Here is a 15648-nt window from a genome sequence, read left to right as displayed (position 1 = left end):
TTTCCTTTATTTTTAGATCAAAACTATACTCAGCTTTTATTCTAGCTCCTGCAAAGCTCTTTGAAGCAAAGATGAGTTTGATGATTTTGAGGTTAATTTTTTTTCATTTTTATGAGTTTTGATTTCATTATTTTCAGAGCGATTTTTTGGCTCAAAGATTTCAAATAGAGTTTGAAATTTCTTTTTATCATTAGCTAGCTGTATCAAATCAAGCTTTTCATTATCAAAACCTTGTATTGTTATCTTAAAAGTCCCATTTTCCTCACTCCAATTAAGCATTGTGCCATCGCTTAATGTAAAATTATGAGCTTGTTCGTAATAATACGCACTTATGGTAGAAACATTTTGTAAAAAAGAATTTTGTTCTGAAGCACTTAAATCACTCCAAATTGCTGAATAAAAAAGCTCGGCATTCATTTTTATATACTCGCCGTGATTTTCAAGCTCTTGCAAACTTGCTCTAAGCTCTAAAAGCCTAGCTTCGCTATCTTTATCTTCATTTTTAAGACTTTTGATATATGCTTTTGCCTTTTGCTCCACAAGGCTAGGCAGGCTTTGAGTGTTGTTAAAATCAAGCTTAGGATTAAAAAAATTTGAGCTTGATTTTATATCTGGTAAAACATTGTTTTCAGGATTTAAACTATGTGTAAAAAGTGCAAAAGCTTGCGAAAGGTAGTCAAATTTTTGCTCATCATTTTTATATTTTTCTAAGATATTTTTCATAGAATGGGTTAATTTTTGTAGGCTTTGATTATATGAATTTTGAGTAAGCTCGCCTTGTGTGTTGCTTGCATAAAACTCAAGTCTAGCAGCATCAATTGCTTTAATTGCCTCTTGTGATGGCTTTTGCTGCATGGCAAAATTAAAAGATTTCATAAAAAGAGACTCTGAGCCTTGAGATGAATGAGCTGTATTTTGATAATTTTGGGTAAAAGTATAAGAATTAGTAGATGAAATTTTCATTCTTGCTCCTTTTAGCTTGAAAAGCGTATAAACATAGGCTTTGATTTGTTAATTTAATAAAGTTATATAAAAAATCTTTATTCTTAAAAAAACTTTTTAACATTATTTTCACCCAAATTCTTTTAAAGCTTTTTGAAGTGCTGATTGCTCGGGTTGGGTTTTTGAATTTGTGTTTTCAAACATATTTAAAAGTATATGAAAGCTTTTGTTTTCTTGTAGGCTTAAATTTTTGATAAGGCTAGCTCTTGCTTTTCTTTTGTGAGTATGCTTAGTCCTGAAGTATTTAAAAGCACTTTTGTGTTATCATTTACATTTATGCCTTGACTTTGCTCGCTTGCATGATAATTTTCTATACTCTTAATCAATCCTTGAATTTCACTCAAATTTAAGGACTTATCCTCATTTTGTGCAAGCTCAAAGAATTTATTTATATCCTGTGCTATAGCTGGAGCAAAAAGCATATAATCAGAATAATTTTGCATAAGCTTGGTTTTTAAAGTGCTTTGACTTTGTGAATTTTCTAAAAAAGACTGAATGCTATTTTGCATAGAATTTTTGTTTTCACTCATCAATTCTAAGCGGGATTCAATGGAGTTTTTTAAAACTTTTAAATCTGTTTTGATTGGCGAATTTTCTAAATTTTTTAAACTTGTATCCATAGCTTCAAGCACGCTTTGAATAGCCTTTTTATAATCATCTTGATTTAAAAGTTCTAAGCTTTTATTTGAATGAGTTTGCAAATGAAGCAAGTCTTTAAAATCATCGCTTGATTTTGTGTTTTTAACATTGGTATTTAAATGTTGAGCGTTATTTATCTTATCGGCAAAAATTGTCATTTTAACTCCTTAAAAAGCATAAACAACTTAAAAAGTCTTATATTTATAAGAAGTTCAAGCAAATTTTGTTCCAAATTAAAGCTGTTAAAATTAGAAAATTATATACGTTTTATTAGCTTAAAACTAACCATAAAGTTTAAAAAAATATAGAGCAAGCACAAGCCTTAGGCTTGCTCTATATCATCTTAGCTTGTGATAAGCTAGATTAAGACAAAGGAAGTTCTATGATTTTATAAGGCAAGCCCTGAGTCATAAGCTCGTCCATAAAAGGTTGGGCGTCAAATTCTTCCATGTTAAATACACCTTTTCCCTGCCAAATGCCTTTTGCGATAAGTTTTGCTCCTATCATGGCTGGCACTCCTGTGGTGTAGCTCACAGCTTGTGCACCGGTTTCTTTGTAACATTCTTCATGATTGCAGACATTATAGATATACACTTGCTTTTCCTTGCCATCTTTTAAGCCTCTTATCACACAACCTATATTTGTAAAGCCTTTAGTCCTTGCTCCAAGACTTGCTGGATCAGGTAAGAGAGTCTTTAAAAACTCTATAGGCACGATCTCAACTCCTTTGTGAAGCACAGGCTTAATGCCTAGCATGCCTACATTTTCAAGGCAGTTCATATGAGTGAGATAATTTTGAGAAAAAGTCATAAAAAAGCGAATTCGCTTTAAACTTGGTATATTTTTTACCAAGCTTTCAAGCTCTTCATGATAGAGCAAATAGCTATCTTTAACCCCAACTTCTGGATAATCCCAAGCCATTTTTATAGCCATAGGCTCAGTTTCTATCCACTTGCCATTTTCCCAGTATCTACCTTTAGCTGAAACTTCTCTAAGATTGATCTCTGGATTAAAATTCGTCGCAAATTTATAGCCATGATCGCCTGCATTACAATCTAAAATATCTATATAATGAATTTCATCAAAAAGCTTTTGCTTGGCGTAGGCACAAAAGACATTCGTAACGCCCGGATCAAAGCCAGAGCCAAGAAGGGCTAAAATTCCAGCTTCTTTAAAGGCTTCATTCCTAGCCCATTGTTCTTTATACTCAAATTTAGCCAAATCTGGATGTTCATAATTTGCTGTATCTATATAAGGAATTTTTGCTTTTACACACGCGTCCATCAAGCTTAAATCTTGATAAGGCAAGGCTAAATTTAAAAGCAAATCAGCCTTTATCTCTTTAATGAGCTTTACAACCGCTTCAGTATCATCAGCGTCAATCTTAGCTATATCTATACTCACGCCTAAACGCTCTTTGATAAAACTTGCTATAGCCTCGCATTTACTTAAGGTTCTACTTGCTAGGGTGATTTTACTAAAAGTGTCTGAATTCATAGCTGCTTTTACTGCTGCTACTCTAGCTACTCCGCCTGCTCCTATGATTAAAAGATGACTCATTTATTTTTTCCTTGATTATGAATTTTTAGCTTAATTGTAACATAAATTCAAGATTTTAAGGATTTAAAAAGTGATTTTATCCCTGTAAAAATCGCTTGGCAAATCAAGTTTTAATGCTTTAAATTCCTTAAAATCCTTAGGTAAAACAAGCAAGGCAAAGCCTCCTAAACCTTCTTTATCCCAAACAGAGAAAAACTCCTTTTTAGAAGCGATATAAGTGCCAAAATTTGGATCTAAAACCTTGATAAAATCTCCTTTAAAATTCAGCACCACTACAAAATGAGGAAATCTTGGATCATCTTCAATCTTAACAAGCAAAGGCACAAAAAGTTCCTCAAGGCTTTGTTTTGTGAGCTTAAAAGCCTGAGCTTCATACCCCAGCTTCAAAACAGCTTCTTTAAGCTCTAAAAAAGAAAGCATATCTGTTTTTTGATCTAAAACTTGTAAAATATCCTTTTCGTTATAGCGTTTAAAAGCAAAGAAATTCAAGATATTTGCCAAAGAAGCTGCCCCACAAGATTCTTCATAAGCTTGTCTTACAAAGTCTGTATTTTTAAGCTCATACAAAGAACTTACCCTAAACTCAGCCCAAGAAAAAGCACAAAAAAGAGCTAAGGTTAAGACTATCTTTGACACAAGAATTTCCTTTTTTTGTTTTATTATACAAAAATACTTTGAATTTTTTATAATAAAATATACTGCAGACTATACATATAATAGATATTTTTAATCCCTTTTTGGAACAATATTTGCTTTTTTTGAAAAAGTCTATTTTGATAGGCTTTTTCAAACCAAATTAAGGAAAGCAAATGCTTAAATTTAATTATGAGAATTTTTTAAGTGCTGCGGATAGGCATTATATCAAGAACAAAGAACTTCACGAGGGTGTAAGTTTTAATGAAATTTTAAGCCAAGTGCAAGATTTGAGTTTGGATAAAAAGCTTGAAGGAGTGGATTTTAAATCACTCACTCAGGATTCTAAAATACTTAGTGCATATAGAAAAGAAAAAGAAAAAATAGAAGCTTATGCTGATACTTTTGAGTTTGATGAGAGTATTTTAAAGAGTATGAGTTTAAAAAATGCTTTATGGCTAAAATACTATCCTCAAAGTAGCTCTTATGAATTTCAAGTTGAGGATTCTTTAGCCACCATGATACAAAGAAAACAAGGCAAAACTCAAGACTTAGGTGCAAATTTTAGCGAAGAAGAGCTTGAAAATATAGGCTTTAAAAGACTAAATGATATTATGCAAGCGACAAAAAAACTTGTTGATGCTGATACTGGGGCAAGCGTGGATTTTAACTCCTTGAGCCTTAGAGAGCAAAGAAATCTCATACAAAATTTAGAAAGTTTATATAAAGATGAACAAAATTTTGCCCAAAGTTTGCATTTTAATGAAATAAAGCTAAAAAAAGAATACAAAATAGACTCTATCATGGAAAGTTACGAATATGAAATCTCGGCTTTAAAGTATGAAAACAAAGATACGCTTTATGATTCCTTCACTGATAAAAATGGCGAATGGCAACACAAAAATACACCACTTCATAAGCCAAATTCAAGCGATGAGCTTAGCTTTAATACCTTAAATGAAGAAGAACAAAACGAACTCATAGCCTTTTATCATCAAAGAGATAAAATCATCAATGAACTTGAAAGCCTTACCCAAGAAGAACAAGAAATAGTACTTGCTAAAACGGAGCTTCACTTTGTTTCTCAAGAACAAACAAAAAAACTTGATATAAGTTCGCAAGAAAAACTTAATGAAAGTCTTAATCCACTCACTCAAAACGATACAAGTTATAATTCCTTGTTTGATGAGCTTTTTGCTGATTTTATCGCTCAGCTTAAAGAAAATTTACAAAAAGCAATTATACAAACAAGCTTAAGCTTTACAGACAAAATAGCCTTAGAGCAAAACACCAAAAAACAAAGCATAATCAACGAAAGCCTTTTTAAAACTTTGTAGAGTAACTAAAGCAAGGCTAAATTTTAAGTCTTTATGAAGTGCAATAAGATAAATTTATTCAGGGCGAAAACATCTTAGCTCATACACAATGCAAAGTAAGTTTGAAATTTCAAACTTAAATCTTAAATTTCAAACAAAAGCTTAGAAAAACTAAAAAATTTTATCTTTTTCAACCTTTAAAAGCCATTTTAAACTATTTTCTAAATACATCATTTTTGATCTCTTTGCACTCAAAGCCTTTTTTACTCAAGGTTACCACACGCAAAAAGCCCCCAGCATCGACTTTGCCTTCAAGCAAAAAAGCTCTGCTTGCAAGCTGAATGGGAAGCTTTTGGCGGTTGCGGTGTCCAAAAAGCTCGTAAGTGTTGCTTGGGGTGTTTTCGCAAAATTGCTGGGCTATATACTGACTTTCATCATACGAGCCTACGCCGTAGATAAACTCTTCACTTGATATAAAGCTTAAGTGAGCCAAATTTTCTGGCAAAAAATTTAAGCCTCCATGCGAACAAAAGATGATCTTTTCTTCAAATTTATAACAAAAGCATTCTTTAAAATGTGGATACAAAGCCCTTGCGTCCTCTTTTGTCAGCTTTTCTTTTTTAAAGTCTTTGAGTGTATTTTCATTAAATTCTTTTGAACTTGCAGTTTGATTTAACGCCCACTTGATAAGATGTCTTTCGTGGTTTCCTTCAAGCAAGATCACATTTTCAAGCCCTTTGAGCTTTAAAAGCCATTTGATTACCTTAGCATTTTCTATGCCTCTGTCTATGTAATCGCCCAAAAATACATAAAATTCATCTTTTTTAATCTTATTAATCGCTTTTTTAAGCACGCTAAAACAACCTTGTATATCGCCTATGTGGTGGATTTTTTTGTATGCGCTAAGATCGCGAATTTGATATAAATGCTCTTTAAATTCATAAGGTTTAATAACTTTAAATTTCTTAGCAATTTTTTCTTTTTGCAAAGCATAATCAATAGCCTCAAGTATATGTTCTGGGATAAAAACGCCCTTTTGCTGAGCGATGATAAAGTTTTTAAGCTTTACTTCTTCTAAATTTAAGGTATTAAACTCGATGATAAATAGCTCATAGCGGTATTTTAAGGCTAAGTCTTTATACTCTTTAAGTATGGAATTGTTTGCATTTGGAGCATTGACTATACAAAGCTCGCCTTTGTTCATTCTTAGCTCTAAAAGCTTAAACAAATGCTCTAAAATTTCGCTTGCATTGCGGTAATCAAGGCTTTTGTAGCCATTGCTTAACATTTTATATCCACCTGCTAAAAAGCGAAGTTCTTCTAAATCTAAGGTATAATTTAACAGCTCGTTTTTTGCGAGCCATTCTTTTTGAGCGTTAAAATAATTGCCCCTTAAGACAAACAAAAGCCTCAAAACAAACCCTTAAATTTTCTTTAAAAACTCAGTTTTCAGCACGATAACACCAAGCTTATCCACACGCGCTTCAATCTCGCCTTCTTTGCTTGTGAGTTTGATATTTTTAATCACACTGCCCCTTTTTAAGGTGTGGCTTGCTCCTTTGATCTTTAAATCCTTAATCACACTTACACTATCGCCAGCCTCAAGCGTCGTGCCGTTTGCGTCTTTTGCCATTGTTTTTTCCTTGTTTGGTTTAAAATTGTGTAATTATAATATAAATTTGTATTTATCTAAGGGAAGTTTGAAAAAGAAAGTAAAAAAATGCAAAGAGCAAGCCTACTCTTTGCAAAAAAGCTTTATTTAAAGCTGATTAATCGTCAAATTTTTGCCCTAAAAAGTTGCCATTGCGATCAAAATAAAGCTCCATAAAATTGTTAAGCTTGATCTCATAGCCATACGCTTCCCAATCCATATCAACAATAAATGCGCCCGGATAGAGCTTTTGAATTTGAGCGTTAATGTTTTTTGGCAAACCATTAAAATAATCTTGTGGTGGCACAGCTTGTTGTGGATACACAGGATATGGAGCAACCGGAGCTGGTGCAACTGCAGGGGCTTGAGCTGGAGCTGGCGCAGTAGCGGCTGGGTTTGCGCTTGCAAGGATTGCAGAGCATGCTAAAATAGCAGGGATAAGTTTTGTTTTCATTTCTTTCTCCTTAAAAATGTTTTAGTAAGTGCAAGTTTATACTTTTTGTGTGAAGTGAGCGTGAAAGATAAAATAAAAAAATATTTTTAGAAAATACCTTAAATTTAAGGTATTTGAAAGAGTTTTTGAAGCTTTTACTCTTTTAAAACTCTTTCTCTATAAAGCTTTTGTGAGTGTAGAAAAATTTAATTTTGCTTTGGCACAACAAGATCAGAGCGACACTCAATGATAGTATGCACATTTCCACGAGGGTTAAAATCTGCCTCAAGTTTAATCCATTTTGGTTTTAACTTCGCTTTTAAAGTGCTGTAAATTTCATTTACCACAGCTTCGTGGCTGATATTTTTATACATAAAAGAATTGATATAAATTTTAATAGCTTTAAGCTCGACGACAAATTGATCAGGGATATATTCTAAATTTAAAGTCGCAAAGTCTGGATAGCCACTTCTTGGACACAAGCACATAAACTCAGGCAAAGAAATTTTGATGATATAGTCATTTTCAGCTTTGTTTTCCCAAAGTTCTAAGTCCTTTTCTACATCAAATTCTTTAATCTCTTTTTCACCATAACGCATAGTTTTTCCTTTTTTAAGATAAGATTTTTTTTAAGATAAGCTTACCAACCTCAACACCGGGCTGATCGTAGGTATTAATACCAAGCATTACTCCACACGCTGAAGTTAAAAGCTCATAATGATACATCAAATACCCACCATGCCACTCATCAAGCCTATCAAGCTCGATTAAATCAACGCTTAAATTTTCAGCTACTAAAGCTTGCAAAGTCGCTTCGCACTGCGCATTAAGAAGTTTTTGCAAATCAACTCCATTGCTAAAATCACAATCCTCTAAGTAAGGCAAAGAAAGCTTAGGGATACACATGGATTTTTCAAGCTCTTTTACCCTTAAAAAAGTCACCATTTTATCCTTTGGACCCTGCATGATGAGTTGCAAGAAGCTGTGCTGATCCCTAGCTCCAATTAAGGCTATAGGCGTAATACCAAGCCTTTTATAGCCTTGCTTTTTACCCAAACTCTCAGCGATAAGCTGGACAAACCATTCATTAAAACCCTTAAAAGCATCGCCATAACTAAACAAAACGCTGATATTTGCATATTTATGCGTACAGTAATGATAGGCTTTTTGCAAAATGCTTTCTTGTTTTTTCTCAAAAAAATCTTTCTTGCACGCCAAAGCTCCATCAAGCAAGGCTTTAACATCATATCCGCACACAAAAAGTGGCACCACGCCCACAGCTGAAAGCACGCTAAAACGACCGCCAACATTAGCTGGGATTAAAAAGCATTTTACACTAAGCTGCTCGCCAAGTTTATGGAGCTTTGAGTTTTCATCAGTGATAAAGATAAAATTCTTAGATAAATCCTTCATTTCAAGCTTAAAATGAGCCATAATAAGCTTAAAAAGACTCACAACTTCTATAGTCGTGCCGGTTTTACTCGCCACTATAAAAAGACTATCTTCTAAATTCACCTCATCAAGCACTTTTGTAAGGCTAAGATTTGAACTATTATCAAGTATAAAAAGCTTGCATTTGCCTTTATCTTGCTGGACTAAAAAGTCTCTTAAAGCCTTTACTCCGCAGCTTGAACCACCCATACCAAGCAAGATTACATTTTTATAAGTTTTGTTTTGAAAATACTGCTCGCACTCAGAAATTAAGCCAGTATTATCAGCTAAATGATAATACCCTATCTCTTTGCTCTCAAACTCATCATTAATGCGTTGTGCATAAGCTTTTATGGTACCAAGCTGAGCAGTTTTAAAAAAAAAGTGATTGTTTAGCATTTGCTCTTGCCATAAAAATAATTCGTCGCCTCAACAAAGCCTTCTACAGAACCACAATCAAATCTTTTGCCCTCAAATTTATAAGCCAAAACCATACCATTTGTAGCCTGAGCTAAAAGCGCGTCAGTAAGCTGAATTTCGCCGTTTTTACCAGCCTTTGTATTTTCTAAAATACCAAAAATATCTGGAGTGAGTATATATCTGCCTATGATAGCAAGATTGCTTGGGGCTTCTTCAATGCTTGGCTTTTCTATCATGGAGCTAACCATGATGAGATTATCTTCTACTGCGTTTCCAGCGATGACTCCATAACTTGAAACCTGCTCTTTTGGCACTTCCATAACAGCAACTACGGTGCAGCGGTATTTTTCATAAATTTTTACCATTTGAGCCATAACCCCAAGCCCGTCCTCATTTACACACAAATCATCAGCCAATATCACCCCAAAAGCTTCATCACCAGCCAAAGCCCTGCCCTTTAAAACAGCATCTCCTAAGCCTCTCATTTCATTTTGCCTTGTAAAAGTAAAGGTGCAACGAGTGATGAGTGAGCGAATTTCAGCAAGCAGATATTCTTTTTTTGTGCCTGAAATTTGATGCTCTAGCTCATAAGAAGTATCAAAATAATCCTCCAAAGCCCTTTTTCCACGTCCTGTAACAAAGCCCATAGTATCCATACCAGCTTCTAAAGCCTCATCAACCCCATAATGAATAAGTGGTTTTGTCAGTATAGGAAGCATTTCCTTAGGCAAAGCCTTAGTGGCTGGTAAAAAGCGAGTGCCATATCCTGCGGCTGGAAAAATACAAGTTTGAAGCATAAATTATCCTTGTTATTGAATAAAATTTTGAGCTGATTATAACTAAAAATGTTAAATTTTTCTTAAGTTTTTACCATAAATATTAATCAAATAAATCGCAAAAATAGCCAAAACAGAACCAAAAATCGTTTTTAAACTCGGAATTTCATCAAGAAAAACATAACTTATCAGCAAAGCAAAAAGTGGCACCAAAAGCAAAAAAGAATTTGCTCTAAAAGCCCCAAGATACTGAATTCCTAGATAGTAAATCCCTGTGCCAACTATAGTTGATAAAATCGCCAAAAAGCCCAAATTCAGCCAAAAAATCCAATCAGCATTAAAAACACTATAAGTTTCTTGTAGAAAAAAACACGGCGAAAAGCACAGCAACGCCAAAAGCGTAACATAGAAATTTATCGCTAAAGGGTGCAAATTAATCTTTTGCGTAAAAAGGCTCATCACCGCCCAATCAAATGCTGCAAGCAAGAAAAAGACATTGAAAGGATTTAAAAGTGTAGAAAAGCTTTGAATTTCAAGCAAAAAAGCCCCTGAAATAAGGGCTAAAATAAGTCCAAAAAGCTCATTTTTAGGAAGTTCTAGGAAGTGAATTTTTCCTTTGAAGCACAAATACATATGCGTGAGTATATATGCAAAAATGGGCGTCATTGTAGTGGTTAAAACTCCGCTTTTGCCAGCGTCTGCTTGATTGAGTCCAGCAAATAATAAAAAAGAATAAATAGCATTACACAAACCGGCTAAAAGTATGAATTTAAAAATGCGTTTTTCAAAGCGGATTGAAATTTTAAACACAAAAAGCAAAATTACAACGCCGATAAAAACGATCAAAAAACGCCAAAAAGCGATAATATAAGCACTTGCATAGAGTGTCAAAACCTTAGAGCTTACCCAAGAACCACCCCAAAACATCATTGCTATCAGCATAAAAACAAAGAAAATCTTTTCTTTAGACGCACTCATCAGGCTTTGCTCCAAGTTTAAAAGCACGATTATAACATTTTTTTATTTTAAGCTCAAATTTAATTTTTGTTTTTATTTTTTTGATACAATCACAACCACAATTTATCTTAAAGGAGACACAATGAAAAAATTACTCGTTGTAGCATTTGCTGCTTTACTTGGTGCAAGTGTGGCTTTGGCAAATGAAGCTGTAAAAGGTGCTGCTAAAGCTCAAGGTGCTGATGTTGCTGGACAATTAATGAGCGGCAAAAGCGCTAAAGAAGTAGCTGCTGCTAAAAAAGAAGAAGCTAAAGAAGCAGCTAAAGAAGAAGCTGGCAAACAAATCAACAAACTACTTAACTTCTAAGTAAGCCTAGCCCAAATTTTTGGGCTAGTTTTTAAATTCTTGCTTTTAAAATTAAATTTTTTACTCTAAAGAATTTATTAAAGTTTTAAAATAAAGTTGCTTGAAGTGCAAAAACAAGACAGATCGCACAACCCAAAACTATAGCAAGGTATTGTGCTTTGCGGTTTTTCTTGCTTACAAAAAGCGTAATCATCACGCCAGAAACATACAACACAAACAAAGTTAAGCCAAAACCGATGGCTAAAATGTCAAATAAAGAATTATTTTTTGACTCATGCAAGCTCATTAAAAGCCCAAATGCTGATCGTTTGATGATATCAACCTCATACGCATTTTCATCAAGCTTTTTTAGCCCAACGCTGTAACGCAAAGTGCCAAGTGAGAGTATGTGATTTTCATCTTTGCTGTAAATAGTCTGAACCTTTGGCACGCTTAAATTTTGCTCTTTCAAAAAAGAAAAAAGCACTTCTTGTTCTTTGCCCTCACCGATCTTAGCTTTAAAAGTAAAATTTGAAGTTTGTGCTAAAGTTTCATCATCAAAGCCCAAAACAAACAAAACACCAGAAAAAGCATACACAAAAGCCACAGGCAGAAAAAATAAGCTCAAATAAATATGGATATTACGAAAAAATTTTATCATCTTAATTCCTTTCAAACACTAAATTGTAAAGATTTTGAGTGAAGTGAAAGTGAAATTAGGATTATAAAAAGTGCTTTTAAACATAAAAAACAAATTCTCAAAAAGCAGTTGATGGAAAACAAAATAAGTCAAGAATACGAAAAAAATTATCAAGAAATTTCAAAAAAAACCCTTCTCCAGATGGCTGCGGCACATAATAAATCAAAGTTGCTCTGCTGTGTTCCCACCCTGAAGCGGTGCTTTAAAATACTATTGCACAGGTCTAAAAAAGGGCAATTAAAATCATAGCAAAATTTACTTAAATTTTTGTTGAATAAAATCAAATCGCTAATTTTTATGATACAAACGCAACTCGATATATTTTTTTAATCTTGTTTTAAATTTGAAAGAAGATCAACAAGTCTTTTTTCCTTGTCGATCTTAGGATACAACGCAATGACATTAAGCTTAACCAGCTTTAAAGCTGGTTAAAATCACGCTTTTTGTTCGCTTACGATATCGATGATAGTATCGCCTACCATAACGGCAATTTTTTCCATAAATTCAGCCGGACTTGTAAAGCCAACACAAGAACAATTTATCTCGCCAAGCACATATTTATCCTTACCATTTTCATCAGTATCAAGGATAAAATCAGCTGTCCAGATAAGTGGCAGATCATAATTTCCTAGTTTAGAACGAATTTCAGGAAGTTGAGCCAAAAACCAATCTATCAAAGCTTGCCAATCTTTTGGCTCATCATAGCGGTATTTTGCCCCACTAAAAAGTGTAGCAGAAAAAGCATCTCCTCCCTCAGCTGGCTTTTTATGCACCACATAAACAGGGGTTTTATAAAGCATTAAAATGCGAATTTCACCTTCTTTGATACGCGGTAAAAAAGTCATATCCACAAGCATGCCATTATCCCCTACCAAATAATGCTCGCAAAAGTCCATAAATTCACCAAGCTTACGCTCTTCTGTGTGATTGTCTTTGGCTTCTGTACAAATGATTTTTGTATCAAGTGGCAAGCTTGCTACTTTGTTATAATCGCTTGAGTTTTCAAGCCTTACACGCCAAATTCCCTCTCCGGTTGAGCCTCTGTTTTGTTTTAAAACGCGTTCTCCTTTTGCTAGAGTTGTAGGAAAGGTTTTTTTAAAATCATGCTTATCGCTAAAGTTTACGCCTATTCTTTTTGCTTCGGCAGGGTCATAATACGCATAAGTATCACTTGGCACTAACTTTGTATCAGCAAGCTTAGTGAGTGCATCTTTTGCTCCATATCCTATCATGGCATCAGGATGAGGCATGCCTATAAGTCCAGCATCACAAAGCTTTCTTAAAACATCAAAATACAATTTTTCTTCTTTTAAATTGCCCGGATTTACCCTTGATACATAACCATCAGCGGTGTTTTTAACATGCTCAAAAATTTTGTTTCTCTCATTTTCATTGCGTAATATTTCATCAGTAAAAAATACCACTTCAGCATTCCAACCCTTGGCTTTAAGAGCATTTACCATAGGCATGGTATCTTTTCTGTATCCATCAGGACCCTTGTCGCTTCCGCCTTTTGCTTCAAAAAACACGATGTTTTTTTTCATTTGTTCTCCTTTTGTCGTTTGGATTTATTCGTTTTTCATTGTAACTGAAGTTTGATTTAATACTTATTAAACTAAGGATTAATGTTTATTTTTAAAAGTGCGTGGGTAGTTTTGTAAAGCTATAGATAAAAAGTCTTTTTGAGGTTGAAATGAACTAAAAATAAATTTAAAAGGTAACCAAGCAAATTTTGCGGATTTGCTCCGCAAACTGCTTGTCTTAAAGGAGACACAATATACCTAAACTCATTAAAACTTCTTCTTCCGAGCATCTTCAAGTATATTTTTTGCAATACTATTAACAGTATCAGAAATCACAGAACTATCATTAGCAATCTTCACATTATCTTGAGTTACACTTTCTATATGAGCTACACTTTCATTGATTTGAGTAATGCCTGCAGTTTGTTCTTTTATAGATTCAGCCATATCATTGATGGATTGCACAAGTAAGTTAGTATTTGCTTCTATCTCACTTAAAGACTTTTGTGTTCGCTCAGCTAACTTTCTTACTTCATCAGCCACAACAGCAAAACCTCTTCCGTGTTCTCCAGCCCTTGCTGCTTCTATAGCTGCATTTAAAGCTAAAAGATTGATTTGATCAGCTATATCTCCTATGATACCTGTAACATTTTTAATCTCTTCACTTTGAGTGATAACATCACTTGTTTTTGTTGAGACATTTTGCATAGAAGAAGTGATTTGTTCTAAAGCTGCTGCTGTTTCTTCTAAAGAGTGAGCTTGTGAGTTTGAACTTTGAGTAAGAGCATTTACGGCTTCTTGGAGTTTGCCACTTTCTTCACTTAAAGAGTTGGCAAAGTCAGATGAGGTTTTAAGCATTTTTACGATTTCATCGCCTAGTGTATTTGTTACAACCTCAACCCTACCTGAAGCATTAGCTACCTTAGTGCTAAAATCAAGCTTGGTAAATGAATCAAAAACTCTATTGAGTTCTTTTAAATCATTACCTATAGCTGTAGAGAGTAAATTTAAAAGTTCATTGACTGAGTTTTTCAGTGTGTTAAGCTGAGGATTGCTACCTTCAAGTGTGATTCTTTTTGTAGCTCGTCCATCTTTAGCGTGATTGATAACGACTAGGGCTTCTTCAACGAGTTTAGCGTCTTTTTCTATGTTGTTGCCTGTTCGTTTGATGTTTTCGTTGATGGTTGTAGCCATTTGTCCAAATTCATCTTTACTCTTAAACACAAGAGGTTTTGGAGCTTGTTTGTTTTCATGGTTGAGGTATTGGAAAAAGTGTAAGAGTAGTTTTTGTATCTCTTGCACTGGGGAAATGAATTTCTTGATGATATACACCAAAATAACTATACCAAGTATAAGCATGATTAAATTGATAGCAAGACTAGTAAGAGCGTTTTTATTTACAGCATCGGTATAATCACTATGCAAGGCACTTGCTACTATAGTCCAACCAAAAGGAAACTGCCTATAAAAGCCTACTCTATCTTTACCTTCTGTATCTATATATGAGAAAAAGCCTTCTTTTGCACTTTTTAAATGTTCTTGAAGAGCGATTTCTTGTGGGTATAGCTCTTGATGAGCGACGATTTCAGGGTTTTTGTGTGAAAAAATGCGTCCGGTATTGTCTGTGATATAGATATCAAGGCTTGGAAATTCTGGTCTTTCAAAATTTTTAAATCTTTCTTGAAAATCACTTACATATACATCAGCTGCGATAACACCTATAAAAACACCATCTTTTATCAAAGGATAAGTTACTGTTGCAAGTTGTTTGCCTTTATTTGTGCCAGCTGCAGAGGTATAAACAGGTGTTACTATACTTTGTTTTTTCTCTTTGGTTTCTTGATACCAAGGACGTTGTCTTATATCTATGCCGAGCTGATCGTAATTATGCGGATCGGGGTTTTCAACTCCGTATTCTTCAAGCAAAATATTTCCGCTATCTTCATACACCACAATGAAGCTTGGGTATTTAACCAAATCCGCAGCTATTCTTAAAACTTTTCTTTGTTCATTTATATCACTAGTTTTTAAAATCGCGTCACTTGCAACTTTTAGGTGCTGGATTGCTTCTATATTCATTGTAATATTAATCGTAGTATAAGATGCACTAAGGGCTAAATTTTGGATACTTGAATACAAAGAAGTAACTTCTTCGGAAGTCTTTTTATAGCTATAAATCGCATTTGCGATCATAATAACAGCAAAGATCAAAACAACGATCAATGAAAGCTTTGCGATAATACTATTTTTCATAATTTTTC

Annotated in this window: 16 protein-coding genes and 1 other RNA gene; 2 read left to right on the top strand and 15 right to left on the bottom strand. The window is 34.0% G+C overall.

What is annotated here, in order from left to right:
• Nucleotides 1-36 precede the first annotated feature (36 nt).
• From CQA38_RS03020 to CQA38_RS03005, 4 genes are all read right to left on the bottom strand, one after another.
• Entirely contained in the window at nt 37-963 is a 927-nt protein-coding gene (locus tag CQA38_RS03020; RefSeq protein WP_137632513.1) for a hypothetical protein, read from the bottom strand.
• 221 nt (nt 964-1184) lie between these two features.
• Nucleotides 1185-1799 (bottom strand): hypothetical protein, encoded by a 615-nt coding sequence (locus tag CQA38_RS03015; RefSeq protein ID WP_137632512.1) that lies wholly within the window; start codon nt 1797-1799, stop codon nt 1185-1187.
• A gap of 205 nt (nt 1800-2004) precedes the next feature.
• Nucleotides 2005-3201, bottom strand: coding sequence for a saccharopine dehydrogenase family protein (locus CQA38_RS03010; protein WP_137632511.1), 1197 nt, complete (start codon nt 3199-3201; stop codon nt 2005-2007).
• A 63-nt stretch (nt 3202-3264) separates the two neighbouring features.
• Nucleotides 3265-3837 carry a cysteine peptidase family C39 domain-containing protein gene (locus tag CQA38_RS03005; RefSeq protein ID WP_249355163.1) on the bottom strand — a complete coding sequence of 191 codons (573 nt, stop codon included), beginning with the start codon at nt 3835-3837 and terminating at the stop codon, nt 3265-3267.
• 173 nt (nt 3838-4010) lie between these two features.
• Here CQA38_RS03005 and CQA38_RS03000 point away from each other — a divergent pair, with 173 nt between their 5' ends.
• Nucleotides 4011-5171, top strand: coding sequence for a hypothetical protein (locus CQA38_RS03000; protein ID WP_137632509.1), 1161 nt, complete (start codon nt 4011-4013; stop codon nt 5169-5171).
• Nucleotides 5172-5364: 193 nt separating this feature from the next.
• Here the strand turns inward: CQA38_RS03000 and CQA38_RS02995 are convergent, their stop codons facing one another.
• The 7 genes from CQA38_RS02995 to CQA38_RS02965 form a co-directional block, all read right to left on the bottom strand.
• Nucleotides 5365-6564: a serine/threonine protein phosphatase gene (locus CQA38_RS02995; RefSeq protein WP_137632508.1), complete on the bottom strand. Its 1200-nt coding sequence runs from the start codon at nt 6562-6564 to the stop codon at nt 5365-5367.
• A 9-nt stretch (nt 6565-6573) separates the two neighbouring features.
• Nucleotides 6574-6783, bottom strand: a complete 210-nt coding sequence (locus CQA38_RS02990) for an alkylphosphonate utilization protein (RefSeq protein ID WP_137632507.1) — start codon at nt 6781-6783, stop codon at nt 6574-6576.
• Nucleotides 6784-6919: 136 nt separating this feature from the next.
• The gene (locus CQA38_RS02985; RefSeq protein WP_137632506.1) at nt 6920-7255 is read right to left on the bottom strand and encodes a PepSY-like domain-containing protein; all 336 of its coding nucleotides are present in this window, start codon (nt 7253-7255) and stop codon (nt 6920-6922) included.
• A 185-nt stretch (nt 7256-7440) separates the two neighbouring features.
• Nucleotides 7441-7833, bottom strand: coding sequence for a preQ(1) synthase (gene queF, locus CQA38_RS02980; RefSeq protein WP_137632505.1), 393 nt, complete (start codon nt 7831-7833; stop codon nt 7441-7443).
• Between the two features lie 13 nt (nt 7834-7846).
• On the bottom strand, nt 7847-9064 hold the full coding sequence (locus CQA38_RS02975) for a glucose-6-phosphate isomerase (protein WP_137632504.1): 1218 nt from the start codon (nt 9062-9064) through the stop codon (nt 7847-7849).
• Nucleotides 9058-9882 (bottom strand): UTP--glucose-1-phosphate uridylyltransferase GalU, encoded by an 825-nt coding sequence (galU, locus tag CQA38_RS02970; protein WP_137632503.1) that lies wholly within the window; start codon nt 9880-9882, stop codon nt 9058-9060. The genes CQA38_RS02975 and galU overlap by 7 nt, the downstream gene beginning before the upstream one ends.
• Before the next feature lie 51 nt (nt 9883-9933).
• Nucleotides 9934-10866 carry a DMT family transporter gene (locus CQA38_RS02965; protein WP_249355161.1) on the bottom strand — a complete coding sequence of 311 codons (933 nt, stop codon included), beginning with the start codon at nt 10864-10866 and terminating at the stop codon, nt 9934-9936.
• Between the two features lie 94 nt (nt 10867-10960).
• Here CQA38_RS02965 and CQA38_RS02960 point away from each other — a divergent pair, with 94 nt between their 5' ends.
• A complete protein-coding gene (locus CQA38_RS02960) occupies nt 10961-11185 on the top strand; it encodes a hypothetical protein (protein ID WP_137632502.1) in 225 nt (74 codons plus the stop codon).
• A gap of 85 nt (nt 11186-11270) precedes the next feature.
• On the opposite strand, the gene CQA38_RS02955 is transcribed toward CQA38_RS02960, so the two are convergent.
• The 4 genes from CQA38_RS02955 to CQA38_RS02940 form a co-directional block, all read right to left on the bottom strand.
• The gene (locus CQA38_RS02955; RefSeq protein ID WP_137632501.1) at nt 11271-11825 is read right to left on the bottom strand and encodes a hypothetical protein; all 555 of its coding nucleotides are present in this window, start codon (nt 11823-11825) and stop codon (nt 11271-11273) included.
• 170 nt (nt 11826-11995) lie between these two features.
• Nucleotides 11996-12094, bottom strand: an RNA gene (gene ffs / locus CQA38_RS02950) — signal recognition particle sRNA small type.
• A gap of 204 nt (nt 12095-12298) precedes the next feature.
• Nucleotides 12299-13408: a Cj0069 family protein gene (locus CQA38_RS02945; protein ID WP_137632500.1), complete on the bottom strand. Its 1110-nt coding sequence runs from the start codon at nt 13406-13408 to the stop codon at nt 12299-12301.
• A 246-nt stretch (nt 13409-13654) separates the two neighbouring features.
• Nucleotides 13655-15640: a methyl-accepting chemotaxis protein gene (locus CQA38_RS02940; protein WP_137632499.1), complete on the bottom strand. Its 1986-nt coding sequence runs from the start codon at nt 15638-15640 to the stop codon at nt 13655-13657.
• Between the last annotated feature and the right edge of the window lie 8 nt (nt 15641-15648).

This window comes from Campylobacter sp. MIT 12-5580 (genome assembly GCF_005406235.1).
Lineage (GTDB): Bacteria > Campylobacterota > Campylobacteria > Campylobacterales > Campylobacteraceae > Campylobacter_D.
The sequence above is the reverse complement of the archived record's forward strand: the minus strand, read 5'-3'. Positions and strand labels throughout refer to the sequence as shown.

Excerpts from the sequence above, each read along its gene's own strand:
- galU (WP_137632503.1), bottom strand. The coding sequence starts at position 9,882 with ATGCTTCAAACTTGTATTTTTCCAGCCGCAGGATATGGCACTCGCTTT.
- CQA38_RS02960 (WP_137632502.1), top strand. The coding sequence starts at position 10,961 with ATGAAAAAATTACTCGTTGTAGCATTTGCTGCTTTACTTGGTGCAAGT.
- CQA38_RS02940 (WP_137632499.1), bottom strand. The coding sequence starts at position 15,640 with ATGAAAAATAGTATTATCGCAAAGCTTTCATTGATCGTTGTTTTGATC.
- CQA38_RS03000 (WP_137632509.1), top strand. The coding sequence starts at position 4,011 with ATGCTTAAATTTAATTATGAGAATTTTTTAAGTGCTGCGGATAGGCAT.
- CQA38_RS02945 (WP_137632500.1), bottom strand. The coding sequence starts at position 13,408 with ATGAAAAAAAACATCGTGTTTTTTGAAGCAAAAGGCGGAAGCGACAAG.
- CQA38_RS02955 (WP_137632501.1), bottom strand. The coding sequence starts at position 11,825 with ATGATAAAATTTTTTCGTAATATCCATATTTATTTGAGCTTATTTTTT.
- CQA38_RS02985 (WP_137632506.1), bottom strand. The coding sequence starts at position 7,255 with ATGAAAACAAAACTTATCCCTGCTATTTTAGCATGCTCTGCAATCCTT.
- CQA38_RS03010 (WP_137632511.1), bottom strand. The coding sequence starts at position 3,201 with ATGAGTCATCTTTTAATCATAGGAGCAGGCGGAGTAGCTAGAGTAGCA.
- CQA38_RS03015 (WP_137632512.1), bottom strand. The coding sequence starts at position 1,799 with ATGACAATTTTTGCCGATAAGATAAATAACGCTCAACATTTAAATACC.
- CQA38_RS02990 (WP_137632507.1), bottom strand. The coding sequence starts at position 6,783 with ATGGCAAAAGACGCAAACGGCACGACGCTTGAGGCTGGCGATAGTGTA.
- queF (WP_137632505.1), bottom strand. The coding sequence starts at position 7,833 with ATGCGTTATGGTGAAAAAGAGATTAAAGAATTTGATGTAGAAAAGGAC.
- CQA38_RS02975 (WP_137632504.1), bottom strand. The coding sequence starts at position 9,064 with ATGCTAAACAATCACTTTTTTTTTAAAACTGCTCAGCTTGGTACCATA.
- CQA38_RS03020 (WP_137632513.1), bottom strand. The coding sequence starts at position 963 with ATGAAAATTTCATCTACTAATTCTTATACTTTTACCCAAAATTATCAA.